This window comes from Pseudomonas sp. XWY-1, from assembly GCF_002953115.1.
Classification (GTDB): domain Bacteria; phylum Pseudomonadota; class Gammaproteobacteria; order Pseudomonadales; family Pseudomonadaceae; genus Aquipseudomonas; species Aquipseudomonas alloputida.
This window is the reverse complement of record NZ_CP026332.1, coordinates 115,475-128,510: the sequence shown is the minus strand read 5'-3', so window position 1 is coordinate 128,510 and position 13,036 is coordinate 115,475. Positions and strand designations below refer to the sequence as shown.

Below are 13,036 nucleotides of genomic sequence, written 5' to 3'. Positions count from 1 at the left end.
TCTGGTTATACTGTGAAGACGACATTCGCCGAAAATTCGTACGTTGCTCTTTCGAGCAGAACTCACAAATTTTACCTTAGCCTGATCCACCAGCAGTGAAACTGGTGTTCAGTCTATATCTATCACATATCCGAATTTTTAAAGAACGATCTGACAAAAGCCAGAAATCAACATTCGAGCTGAATGTTCATTTCTAAGTTCTGACAAGTAACTGCGTACGGCGAAAGTGGTGGAGCCAAGCGGGATCGAACCGCTGACCTCCTGCGTGCAAGGCAGGCGCTCTCCCAGCTGAGCTATGGCCCCGTATTCTACGGCTGAACCATGTAATGGTAGGTCTGGGCAGATTTGAACTGCCGACCTCACCCTTATCAGGGGTGCGCTCTAACCAACTGAGCTACAGACCTATAACAGGGTCGCGTTACAGCATCGTCTTTTACAATGAATCAAGCAATTCGTGTGGGAGCTCATCAGCAGGCTGATGTCGTCGATTAAGGAGGTGATCCAGCCGCAGGTTCCCCTACGGCTACCTTGTTACGACTTCACCCCAGTCATGAATCACACCGTGGTAACCGTCCTCCCGAAGGTTAGACTAGCTACTTCTGGTGCAACCCACTCCCATGGTGTGACGGGCGGTGTGTACAAGGCCCGGGAACGTATTCACCGCGACATTCTGATTCGCGATTACTAGCGATTCCGACTTCACGCAGTCGAGTTGCAGACTGCGATCCGGACTACGATCGGTTTTGTGAGATTAGCTCCACCTCGCGGCTTGGCAACCCTCTGTACCGACCATTGTAGCACGTGTGTAGCCCAGGCCGTAAGGGCCATGATGACTTGACGTCATCCCCACCTTCCTCCGGTTTGTCACCGGCAGTCTCCTTAGAGTGCCCACCATAACGTGCTGGTAACTAAGGACAAGGGTTGCGCTCGTTACGGGACTTAACCCAACATCTCACGACACGAGCTGACGACAGCCATGCAGCACCTGTGTCAGAGTTCCCGAAGGCACCAATCCATCTCTGGAAAGTTCTCTGCATGTCAAGGCCTGGTAAGGTTCTTCGCGTTGCTTCGAATTAAACCACATGCTCCACCGCTTGTGCGGGCCCCCGTCAATTCATTTGAGTTTTAACCTTGCGGCCGTACTCCCCAGGCGGTCAACTTAATGCGTTAGCTGCGCCACTAAAATCTCAAGGATTCCAACGGCTAGTTGACATCGTTTACGGCGTGGACTACCAGGGTATCTAATCCTGTTTGCTCCCCACGCTTTCGCACCTCAGTGTCAGTATCAGTCCAGGTGGTCGCCTTCGCCACTGGTGTTCCTTCCTATATCTACGCATTTCACCGCTACACAGGAAATTCCACCACCCTCTACCGTACTCTAGCTTGCCAGTTTTGGATGCAGTTCCCAGGTTGAGCCCGGGGCTTTCACATCCAACTTAACAAACCACCTACGCGCGCTTTACGCCCAGTAATTCCGATTAACGCTTGCACCCTCTGTATTACCGCGGCTGCTGGCACAGAGTTAGCCGGTGCTTATTCTGTCGGTAACGTCAAAACAGCAAGGTATTAACTTACTGCCCTTCCTCCCAACTTAAAGTGCTTTACAATCCGAAGACCTTCTTCACACACGCGGCATGGCTGGATCAGGCTTTCGCCCATTGTCCAATATTCCCCACTGCTGCCTCCCGTAGGAGTCTGGACCGTGTCTCAGTTCCAGTGTGACTGATCATCCTCTCAGACCAGTTACGGATCGTCGCCTTGGTGAGCCATTACCCCACCAACTAGCTAATCCGACCTAGGCTCATCTGATAGCGCAAGGCCCGAAGGTCCCCTGCTTTCTCCCGTAGGACGTATGCGGTATTAGCGTTCCTTTCGAAACGTTGTCCCCCACTACCAGGCAGATTCCTAGGCATTACTCACCCGTCCGCCGCTGAATCAAGGAGCAAGCTCCCGTCATCCGCTCGACTTGCATGTGTTAGGCCTGCCGCCAGCGTTCAATCTGAGCCATGATCAAACTCTTCAGTTCAATACTGCTTGGGTTTTTAAGAAACCCTAAACTTGGCTCAGCAATCTCAAATGACTATGTGATTTCTCGCATGGTCACTTGTGATGCTGATAATCTTTTTGACTATCAGTCCATACTCACAAGCACCCACACGAATTGCTTGATTCGATTTGTTAAAGAGCGTTTGGTTAAGAGCTTTTCGTCTCAACCGAGGCGCGCATTCTACGCTTTCCTCAGAGCCTGTCAAGCGTTTATTTTGAAGTTTTTTGCGAGAAACTCGTTTAACTTCAGACACTTAACTCGCTTCGATCTCTCGTCGCGGGAGGTGAATAATACAGCATTCAAAAACACTGTCAACCACCTTTTTACTGCAGCTGGTTGACCTTGCGGCTTACCAGGACGAAGCATGAGCTTCTACTTAAAGACAAAACCCCTACCTGCATGCGCAGATAGGGGTTTTGCGAAATGAATCTTGACGATGACCTACTCTCACATGGGGAAACCCCACACTACCATCGGCGATGCATCGTTTCACTACTGAGTTCGGGATGGGATCAGGTGGTTCCAATGCTCTATGGTCGTCAAGAAATTCTGTTGCCAGAATGTCCAGATGGACAGCCCAGCGAATCCGGATATGCGATATTTGTGGTCTTACGAATTTTCGGGTCTTTCGTCTTCACCACCGCAATCTGCGTCAGCAAATTGCTTGGGTGTTATATGGTCAAGCCTCACGGGCAATTAGTATTGGTTAGCTCAACGCCTCACAGCGCTTACACACCCAACCTATCAACGTCGTAGTCTTCGACGGCCCTTTAGGGGATTCAAGATCCCAGTGAGATCTCATCTTGAGGCAAGTTTCCCGCTTAGATGCTTTCAGCGGTTATCTCTTCCGAACATAGCTACCCGGCAATGCCACTGGCGTGACAACCGGAACACCAGAGGTTCGTCCACTCCGGTCCTCTCGTACTAGGAGCAGCCCCTCTCAAATCTCAAACGTCCACGGCAGATAGGGACCGAACTGTCTCACGACGTTCTAAACCCAGCTCGCGTACCACTTTAAATGGCGAACAGCCATACCCTTGGGACCGGCTTCAGCCCCAGGATGTGATGAGCCGACATCGAGGTGCCAAACACCGCCGTCGATATGAACTCTTGGGCGGTATCAGCCTGTTATCCCCGGAGTACCTTTTATCCGTTGAGCGATGGCCCTTCCATACAGAACCACCGGATCACTAAGACCTACTTTCGTACCTGCTCGACGTGTTTGTCTCGCAGTCAAGCGCGCTTTTGCCTTTATACTCTACGACCGATTTCCGACCGGTCTGAGCGCACCTTCGTACTCCTCCGTTACTCTTTGGGAGGAGACCGCCCCAGTCAAACTACCCACCATACACTGTCCTCGATCCGGATGACGGACCTGAGTTAGAACCTCAAAGTTGCCAGGGTGGTATTTCAAGGATGGCTCCATGAGAACTGGCGTCCCCACTTCAAAGCCTCCCACCTATCCTACACAAGCAAATTCAAAGTCCAGTGCAAAGCTATAGTAAAGGTTCACGGGGTCTTTCCGTCTAGCCGCGGATACACTGCATCTTCACAGCGATTTCAATTTCACTGAGTCTCGGGTGGAGACAGCGCCGCCATCGTTACGCCATTCGTGCAGGTCGGAACTTACCCGACAAGGAATTTCGCTACCTTAGGACCGTTATAGTTACGGCCGCCGTTTACCGGGGCTTCGATCAAGAGCTTCGCTTGCGCTAACCCCATCAATTAACCTTCCGGCACCGGGCAGGCGTCACACCCTATACGTCCACTTTCGTGTTTGCAGAGTGCTGTGTTTTTAATAAACAGTCGCAGCGGCCTGGTATCTTCGACCGGCATGGGCTTACGGAGCAAGTCCTTCACCCTCGCCGGCGCACCTTCTCCCGAAGTTACGGTGCCATTTTGCCTAGTTCCTTCACCCGAGTTCTCTCAAGCGCCTTGGTATTCTCTACCTAACCACCTGTGTCGGTTTGGGGTACGGTTCCCAGTTATCTGAAGCTTAGGAGCTTTTCTTGGAAGCATGGTATCAACCACTTCGTCGCCTAAAGGCAACTCGTCATCAGCTCTCGGCCTTGAAATCCCGGATTTGCCTAAGATTTCAGCCTACCACCTTAAACCTGGACAACCAACGCCAGGCTGGCCTAACCTTCTCCGTCCCTCCATCGCAATAACTGGAAGTACAGGAATATTAACCTGTTTTCCATCGACTACGCTTTTCAGCCTCGCCTTAGGGACCGACTAACCCTGCGTCGATTAACGTTGCGCAGGAAACCTTGGTCTTTCGGCGTGCGAGTTTTTCACTCGCATTGTCGTTACTCATGTCAGCATTCGCACTTCTGATACCTCCAGCAAGCTTCTCAACTCACCTTCACAGGCTTACAGAACGCTCCTCTACCGCATCATCGTAAGATGATACCCGTAGCTTCGGTGCATGGTTTGAGCCCCGTTACATCTTCCGCGCAGGCCGACTCGACTAGTGAGCTATTACGCTTTCTTTAAAGGGTGGCTGCTTCTAAGCCAACCTCCTAGCTGTCTAAGCCTTCCCACATCGTTTCCCACTTAACCATGACTTTGGGACCTTAGCTGACGGTCTGGGTTGTTTCCCTTTTCACGACGGACGTTAGCACCCGCCGTGTGTCTCCCATGCTCGGCACTTGTAGGTATTCGGAGTTTGCATCGGTTTGGTAAGTCGGGATGACCCCCTAGCCGAAACAGTGCTCTACCCCCTACAGTGATACATGAGGCGCTACCTAAATAGCTTTCGAGGAGAACCAGCTATCTCCGAGCTTGATTAGCCTTTCACTCCGATCCACAGGTCATCCGCTAACTTTTCAACGGTAGTCGGTTCGGTCCTCCAGTCAGTGTTACCTAACCTTCAACCTGCCCATGGATAGATCGCCCGGTTTCGGGTCTATACCCAGCGACTAAACGCCCTATTAAGACTCGCTTTCGCTACGCCTCCCCTATTCGGTTAAGCTCGCCACTGAATATAAGTCGCTGACCCATTATACAAAAGGTACGCAGTCACCTAACAAAGTAGGCTCCCACTGCTTGTACGCATACGGTTTCAGGTTCTATTTCACTCCCCTCTCCGGGGTTCTTTTCGCCTTTCCCTCACGGTACTGGTTCACTATCGGTCAGTCAGTAGTATTTAGCCTTGGAGGATGGTCCCCCCATATTCAGACAAAGTTTCTCGTGCTCCGTCCTACTCGATTTCATTGACAAGAGATTTTCGTGTACGGGGCTATCACCCACTATGGCCGCACTTTCCAGAGCGTTCCACTAATCTCAAATCAACTTAAGGGCTGGTCCCCGTTCGCTCGCCACTACTAAGGGAATCTCGGTTGATTTCTTTTCCTCAGGGTACTTAGATGTTTCAGTTCCCCTGGTTCGCCTCTTGCACCTATGTATTCAGTACAAGATAACCAGCTTATGCTGGCTGGGTTCCCCCATTCAGAGATCTCTGGATCACAGTCTGTTTGCCGACTCCCCAAAGCTTATCGCAGGCTACCACGTCTTTCATCGCCTCTGACTGCCAAGGCATCCACCGTATGCGCTTCTTCACTTGACCATATAACCCCAAGCAATCTGGTTATACTGTGAAGACGACATTCGCCGAAAATTCGTACGTTGCTCTTTCGAGCAGAACTCACAAATTTTACCTTAGCCTGATCCACCAGCAGTGAAACTGGTGTTCAGTCTATATCTATCACATATCCGAATTTTTAAAGAACGATCTGACAAAAGCCAGAAATCAACATTCGAAGCGAATGTTCATTTCCAGGTTCTGACCAGGGAAAACGTCTTCGACAATGAATCAAGCAATTCGTGTGGGAGCTCATCAGCAGCTGATGTCGTCGATTAAGGAGGTGATCCAGCCGCAGGTTCCCCTACGGCTACCTTGTTACGACTTCACCCCAGTCATGAATCACACCGTGGTAACCGTCCTCCCGAAGGTTAGACTAGCTACTTCTGGTGCAACCCACTCCCATGGTGTGACGGGCGGTGTGTACAAGGCCCGGGAACGTATTCACCGCGACATTCTGATTCGCGATTACTAGCGATTCCGACTTCACGCAGTCGAGTTGCAGACTGCGATCCGGACTACGATCGGTTTTGTGAGATTAGCTCCACCTCGCGGCTTGGCAACCCTCTGTACCGACCATTGTAGCACGTGTGTAGCCCAGGCCGTAAGGGCCATGATGACTTGACGTCATCCCCACCTTCCTCCGGTTTGTCACCGGCAGTCTCCTTAGAGTGCCCACCATAACGTGCTGGTAACTAAGGACAAGGGTTGCGCTCGTTACGGGACTTAACCCAACATCTCACGACACGAGCTGACGACAGCCATGCAGCACCTGTGTCAGAGTTCCCGAAGGCACCAATCCATCTCTGGAAAGTTCTCTGCATGTCAAGGCCTGGTAAGGTTCTTCGCGTTGCTTCGAATTAAACCACATGCTCCACCGCTTGTGCGGGCCCCCGTCAATTCATTTGAGTTTTAACCTTGCGGCCGTACTCCCCAGGCGGTCAACTTAATGCGTTAGCTGCGCCACTAAAATCTCAAGGATTCCAACGGCTAGTTGACATCGTTTACGGCGTGGACTACCAGGGTATCTAATCCTGTTTGCTCCCCACGCTTTCGCACCTCAGTGTCAGTATCAGTCCAGGTGGTCGCCTTCGCCACTGGTGTTCCTTCCTATATCTACGCATTTCACCGCTACACAGGAAATTCCACCACCCTCTACCGTACTCTAGCTTGCCAGTTTTGGATGCAGTTCCCAGGTTGAGCCCGGGGCTTTCACATCCAACTTAACAAACCACCTACGCGCGCTTTACGCCCAGTAATTCCGATTAACGCTTGCACCCTCTGTATTACCGCGGCTGCTGGCACAGAGTTAGCCGGTGCTTATTCTGTCGGTAACGTCAAAACAGCAAGGTATTAACTTACTGCCCTTCCTCCCAACTTAAAGTGCTTTACAATCCGAAGACCTTCTTCACACACGCGGCATGGCTGGATCAGGCTTTCGCCCATTGTCCAATATTCCCCACTGCTGCCTCCCGTAGGAGTCTGGACCGTGTCTCAGTTCCAGTGTGACTGATCATCCTCTCAGACCAGTTACGGATCGTCGCCTTGGTGAGCCATTACCCCACCAACTAGCTAATCCGACCTAGGCTCATCTGATAGCGCAAGGCCCGAAGGTCCCCTGCTTTCTCCCGTAGGACGTATGCGGTATTAGCGTTCCTTTCGAAACGTTGTCCCCCACTACCAGGCAGATTCCTAGGCATTACTCACCCGTCCGCCGCTGAATCAAGGAGCAAGCTCCCGTCATCCGCTCGACTTGCATGTGTTAGGCCTGCCGCCAGCGTTCAATCTGAGCCATGATCAAACTCTTCAGTTCAATACTGCTTGGGTTTTTAAGAAACCCTAAACTTGGCTCAGCAATCTCAAATGACTATGTGATTTCTCGCATGGTCACTTGTGATGCTGATAATCTTTTTGACTATCAGTCCATACTCACAAGCACCCACACGAATTGCTTGATTCGATTTGTTAAAGAGCGTTTGGTTAAGAGCTTTTCGTCTCAACCGAGGCGCGCATTCTACGCTTTCCTCAGATCCTGTCAAGCGTTTATTTTGAAGTTTTTTGCGAGAAACTCGTTTAGCTTCAAACACTTGGCTCGCTGCGATCTCTCGTAGCGGGAGGCGAATCATACAGCACTTGGAAGCGCTGTCAACCATCATCTCAACCGCTGGCGATCATTTGATCGTAGCCCTTTCAGCTTTTGCTTTCACTACTTAACTCATTGAATCCCAAGGAGTTTTTCGTTCCGATGTCGCTGGAAGTGGGGCGCATTATAAGGGGATTCGAGAGGGCGTCAACCTTTAATTTCAATAAACTTTGATAGCGCTGAAAAGCAAAGCGGGGAGGCCTGACGGCCTCCCCGCTTTTCATCTAGAGCACCCCAGCATCACGCAGACGCTGTACCTCGCCAGCATCCAGCCCCAACACTTCCCCCAGCACCACTTCGGTATGCTCGCCCAGCAGTGGTGGCGCCCGGCGATACTCCACTGGCGTCTCCGACAACCGTATCGGGCTCGCAACTTGCGGCACACTACCCGCCAATGGATGCGGGATATTCAACGCCAACCCGCGCGCCAGCACCTGGGGGTCCTGGAACATCTGCGCCAGGTTATTGATAGGCCCACATGGCACTCCTGCAGCCTCCAACTGGGCCACCCACTCAGCCGTGGTCTTGAACACCGTAGCCTGGCGAATCAAAGGTATCAGCTCAGCCCGGTTGGCGACCCGCAGCTTATTGGTAACGAACCGAGGGTCCTCCGCCCATTGCGGCTGCCCGGCCACCTCAGCGAACTTGCGGAACTGGCTGTCATTACCGACGGTAAGAATGAAATCGCCATCTGCCGTCGGAAAGTCCTGGTAAGGGACTATATTAGGATGCGCATTACCCAGCCGACGGGGAGGGGTGCCCGTGGTCAGGTAGTTCATCGCCTGGTTCGCCAGACAGGCCACCTGCACATCGAGCAATGCCATGTCGACATGCTGGCCGACCCCTGTCTGATCCCGGTGGGCGAGGGCAGCCAGCATGGCGACCGTGGAATACAACCCGGTCAGAATATCGGTAAGCGCCACACCCACCTTGACCGGCCCTGCGCCTTCTTCACCCTCCGGACGACCGGTCAGGCTCATCAGCCCACCCAACCCCTGGATCATGAAGTCATAGCCAGCACGCTTGGCATAGGGCCCGGTCTGACCGAAGCCGGTAATGGAGCAATAGATAAGCTGCGGGTTGATCGCCTTCAGGCTCTGATAGTCCAGGCCATAGGCAGCCAGCCCACCTACCTTGAAGTTCTCTATGACGATGTCGCACTTCGCCGCCAGTTCCCGCACCAGCCGTTGCCCCTCCGGCTGGGTAAAGTCGATGGTCACTGAGCGCTTGTTGCGGTTGGCCGACAGGTAGTAAGCCGCCTCATTGGTATCCTCACCTTCAACATCCTTGAGGAAAGGCGGCCCCCATGAGCGGGTATCGTCGCCACTGCCTGGGCGCTCGACCTTGATCACGTCGGCGCCAAGGTCAGCCAGAATCTGACCAGACCATGGGCCGGCCAACACGCGCGAAAGGTCTAGCACCCGCAGATGTGATAGCGCGCCCATGGCTTGCTCCTTATTAATAGAACGCCTGGATACCAGTCTGCGCACGCCCCAGGATAAGTGCATGCACGTCGTGGGTACCTTCATAGGTGTTGACCACCTCCAGGTTAACCAGGTGGCGGGCCACACCAAACTCGTCGGAGATGCCATTGCCGCCCAGCATGTCACGCGCCATACGGGCGATATCCAGCGCCTTGCCGCAGGAATTGCGCTTCATGATGGAGGTGATTTCCACCGCAGCCGTCCCTTCATCCTTCATGCGCCCCAGACGCAGGCAGCCCTGCAGCGCCAGGGTGATTTCTGTCTGCATGTCGGCAAGCTTCTTCTGTATCAACTGGTTGGCGGCCAGTGGACGACCAAACTGCTGACGGTCCAGGGTGTATTGGCGGGCGGTGTGCCAGCAGGCTTCAGCGGCACCCAGCGCACCCCACGAAATACCATAGCGAGCCGAATTCAGGCAGGTGAACGGGCCCTTGAGGCCACGCACGTCCGGGAAGATGTTCTCTTCTGGCACGAACACATTGTCCATGACGATTTCGCCAGTGATCGAGGCGCGCAGGCCAACCTTGCCATGAATTGCCGGGGCACTCAGGCCTTGCCAGCCTTTTTCCAGTACAAAGCCACGGATATCGCCCGCATCATCCTTGGCCCACACCACGAACACATCGGCGATGGGGCTGTTGGTGATCCACATCTTGCTGCCGGTCAGCCGGTAGCCACCGTCGACCTTTCTCGCCCGGGTAATCATCGAGCCAGGATCGGAGCCATGGTTAGGCTCGGTCAAACCGAAGCAACCGATCCACTCGCCACTGGCCAGCTTGGGGAGGTACTTCTGCTTTTGAGCTTCGGTGCCAAATTCGTTGATCGGCACCATCACCAGCGACGACTGCACACTCATCATCGAGCGATAACCCGAGTCGATACGTTCCACTTCGCGAGCAATAAGGCCGTAGCACACATAGTTCAGGCCGCTGCCACCGTATTGCTCGGGGATGGTTGCACCCAACAGGCCGACTTCACCCATCTCGCGGAAGATCGCCGGATCGGTCTGCTCGTGGCGGAAGGCCTCGAGCACACGCGGCGCCAGCTTGTCCTGGGCGAACTGATAAGCGCTGTCACGCACCATGCGCTCTTCTTCAGTGAGTTGCTGATCCAGCAGCAACGGGTCGATCCAGTTGAAGCTTGCTTTACCGGCCATGAGCGAATCCTCGAAATAGGGGTCAGTTTCTTGTGCCTTTGAGCCTAGGCCTGATCGGCTGCGGGGACAAACGAGGATTGCGCACCGATTAGTGATATTTTGTCACTCCGTAAATCGGCAAAACGCCTTATTGACAGCCTTACAAGTGAGGTTGACGTACATGCGCCGCAAGATCCCCAGTACCGCCGCCCTGATTTGCTTCGAGGCGGCAGCCCGTAACGAGAGCTTTACCAAGGCTGCCCAGGAACTCGCGCTGACCCAGGGTGCCGTCTGTCGGCAGATCGGTGGCCTGGAGGCCTTCCTTAATGTGGAACTGTTCCGTCGCTCGCGCCGCGGCGTAAGGCTGACCGAAGCCGGCCTGTCCTACAGTCGCCAGGTGGCGGCCCAACTGGACGCCGTGGAGCGCGATACCTTGTCGGTGATGCGCCAGCAAGGCGCCAATGTGATCGAGCTGGCGGTAGTTCCGACGTTTGGCACTCAATGGCTGCTACCACGGCTCAAGGACTTCCAGCAGCGCCATCCGGAGGTCACAGTCAACCTCACCAACCGCACCCGGCCATTCTTGTTTGCCGACACTACCTTCGATGCCGCCATCTATTTTGGTGATGCGGACTGGTCAGGCACCCAATCGCACCAACTGATGGGTGAAAACCCGGTACCTGTGTGCAGCCCGGCGCTGCTGAACGGCCAAGGCATGCTCGAGGCACGCCACATCGCGCAGCTACCACTGCTGCAGCAGAGCACGCGCCCGTATGCCTGGCGGCAATGGTTCGGCAGTGTGGGCATGAATGTGGAGCGCGACATGACAGGCCCGCGCTATGAACTATTCTCGATGCTCGCCCAGGCGGCCATGCACGATATGGGCATTGCCCTGATACCACCGTTCCTGATCCAGCGGGAGTTGGAGGAGGGAAGGCTGGTGGTCGCTAACAGGCATGCCCTGAGTAGCGACAAGGCCTACTATCTGATGATTCCAGAGCGCAAGGTGGAGTCGGCGTCGCTACGCGCCTTCCGCGACTGGCTGGTAAGCCAGGCTCAGGCCTACATAAATAGCTCAGGGACAAACGCGACAAATTGACCCTGTAGTCAATTATTTTAAACACCTACAGATGTATGTATATGTCGCATATTCGCAAACTGTAACGCAAGCACAAAAACACCCTTTAACCGTGCTCAGTACGCGGCTTTGCGGGTTATTTTGCGACATCCAACTAGTCGTAAGCGAATTGGCCGCTTTTTTTTGATTTTTTCTCCTAATCTGCCAATGGCGCATGTTTGACGGGCTGCAACCCTATTGCTGCGACAAGCGGTCACAGGGTGACTTGTAGTTTTGACTTCGTTTCGCTCCAGAACCGGTTGAAGGCCTTCGGGTTCGTCTGCAAAATGCTTCGCCCCGCCCGGGATCCGGCGGGTTGGCGCTCCACAGCCGCCCCAGCGCACCATCCGAAGTGTGTTGGCTTCTACAAAGACAAAAGGTCACCGCAGGAGAAATAGTCGTGCACATTGGTGTTCCTCTCGAGACGCAGACCGGTGAGACAAGGGTCGCTGCGACCCCCGAAACCATCAAGAAACTGATTGGCCAGGGCCATCAGGTCACCGTTCAACGGGGGGCAGGGCTCAACGCCGCCATTCCGGACAGTGCCTATGAAGCCGTGGGTGCTTCCCTTGGGAGCGCCGCCGATGCCTACGGCGCCCAATTGGTACTCAAAGTGGTCGCCCCCAACGACCAGGAACTGGCCCTGATCAACAGCGGCAGCCTTCTGGTGGGCATGCTCAACCCCTTCAACGGTGAACTGATCGGCAAGATGGCCGAACGCGGCATTACCGCCTTCGCCCTGGAAGCCGCGCCGCGAACCTCGCGGGCGCAGAGCCTGGACGTGCTGTCGTCGCAGGCCAACATCGCCGGCTACAAGGCCGTGTTGCTGGCAGCCCATCACTACCCACGCTTCATGCCAATGCTGATGACCGCTGCCGGTACCGTTAAGGCCGCACGCGTGCTGGTACTGGGCGCCGGCGTTGCCGGCTTGCAGGCCATCGCCACAGCCAAGCGCCTGGGTGCAGTGATCGAAGCATCCGACGTTCGCCCGGCAGTGAAAGAGCAGATCGAATCACTGGGTGCAAAATTCATCGACGTGCCATACGAGACCGACGAGGAGCGAGAATGCGCCGAAGGTGTTGGCGGCTATGCCCGACCAATGCCGGCCAGTTGGATGCAGCGCCAGGCGCAGGCCGTGCACGAGCGCGCCAAGCAGGCGGATATCGTCATCACCACCGCGCTGATCCCCGGGCGCAAGGCGCCGACCCTGCTAAGCGCCGAAACCGTGGCGCAGATGAAGCCCGGCTCGGTGGTCATCGACCTGGCTGCAGCCCAAGGCGGCAACTGCCCGCTGACCGTCGCAGACCAGGTGGTGCAGGAAAACGGCGTGATCATCGTCGGCCCGACCAACCTGCCGGCCCAGGTGAGTGCCGATGCCTCGGCACTGTATGCACGCAACCTGCTGGACTTCATGAAGCTGCTGTTCGACAAGGATGGCGCGCTGATCATCAACCTCGAAGACGACATCGTCGCGGCCTGCCTGATGTGCCGTGATGGTCAGGTCGTCCGCAAAAACGGCTAAGGAGC

At 54.6% G+C, this 13,036-nt stretch carries 4 protein-coding genes, 2 tRNA genes and 4 rRNA genes; 2 read left to right on the top strand and 8 right to left on the bottom strand.

From position 1 onward, the window contains the following. Window positions 1-227: 227 nt before the first annotated feature. The 8 genes from PRJ_RS00630 to PRJ_RS00590 all read right to left on the bottom strand — a co-directional run bounded on the left by PRJ_RS00630 (window position 228) and on the right by PRJ_RS00590 (window position 10,413). A tRNA-Ala gene (locus tag PRJ_RS00630) sits at window positions 228-303 on the bottom strand. A 24-nt stretch (window positions 304-327) separates the two neighbouring features. Next, window positions 328-404: transfer RNA gene (locus tag PRJ_RS00625), tRNA-Ile, on the bottom strand. Window positions 405-489: 85 nt separating this feature from the next. Then, window positions 490-2,026 (bottom strand): 16S ribosomal RNA (locus tag PRJ_RS00620). A gap of 449 nt (window positions 2,027-2,475) precedes the next feature. Continuing rightward, window positions 2,476-2,591, bottom strand: a 5S ribosomal RNA gene (gene rrf / locus PRJ_RS00615). 131 nt (window positions 2,592-2,722) lie between these two features. Next, a 23S ribosomal RNA gene (locus tag PRJ_RS00610) occupies window positions 2,723-5,615 on the bottom strand. 291 nt (window positions 5,616-5,906) lie between these two features. Next, window positions 5,907-7,443, bottom strand: a 16S ribosomal RNA gene (locus PRJ_RS00600). Together the 16S, 23S and 5S rRNA genes with 2 tRNA genes alongside form the textbook arrangement of a ribosomal RNA operon. Before the next feature lie 554 nt (window positions 7,444-7,997). Beyond that, window positions 7,998-9,218, bottom strand: coding sequence for a CaiB/BaiF CoA-transferase family protein (locus tag PRJ_RS00595; protein ID WP_104960562.1), 1,221 nt, complete (start codon window positions 9,216-9,218; stop codon window positions 7,998-8,000). A 13-nt stretch (window positions 9,219-9,231) separates the two neighbouring features. Next, window positions 9,232-10,413, bottom strand: coding sequence for an acyl-CoA dehydrogenase (locus PRJ_RS00590; RefSeq protein WP_003252907.1), 1,182 nt, complete (start codon window positions 10,411-10,413; stop codon window positions 9,232-9,234). Window positions 10,414-10,573: 160 nt separating this feature from the next. Between PRJ_RS00590 and PRJ_RS00585 the strand changes: the two genes are divergently transcribed. Together PRJ_RS00585 and PRJ_RS00580 are read left to right on the top strand one after the other, a co-directional pair. Next, a complete protein-coding gene (locus tag PRJ_RS00585) occupies window positions 10,574-11,491 on the top strand; it encodes a LysR family transcriptional regulator (RefSeq protein ID WP_104960561.1) in 918 nt (305 codons plus the stop codon). 418 nt (window positions 11,492-11,909) lie between these two features. After that, window positions 11,910-13,031, top strand: a complete 1,122-nt coding sequence (locus tag PRJ_RS00580) for a Re/Si-specific NAD(P)(+) transhydrogenase subunit alpha (RefSeq protein WP_020191551.1) — start codon at window positions 11,910-11,912, stop codon at window positions 13,029-13,031. The last annotated feature ends 5 nt before the right edge of the window (window positions 13,032-13,036 follow it).

What these genes read in the sequence shown, in the direction of transcription:
- PRJ_RS00595 (WP_104960562.1), bottom strand. Translation starts at nt 9,218, where the DNA reads ATGGGCGCGCTATCACATCTGCGGGTGCTAGACCTTTCGCGCGTGTTG.
- PRJ_RS00590 (WP_003252907.1), bottom strand. Translation starts at nt 10,413, where the DNA reads ATGGCCGGTAAAGCAAGCTTCAACTGGATCGACCCGTTGCTGCTGGAT.
- PRJ_RS00585 (WP_104960561.1), top strand. Translation starts at nt 10,574, where the DNA reads ATGCGCCGCAAGATCCCCAGTACCGCCGCCCTGATTTGCTTCGAGGCG.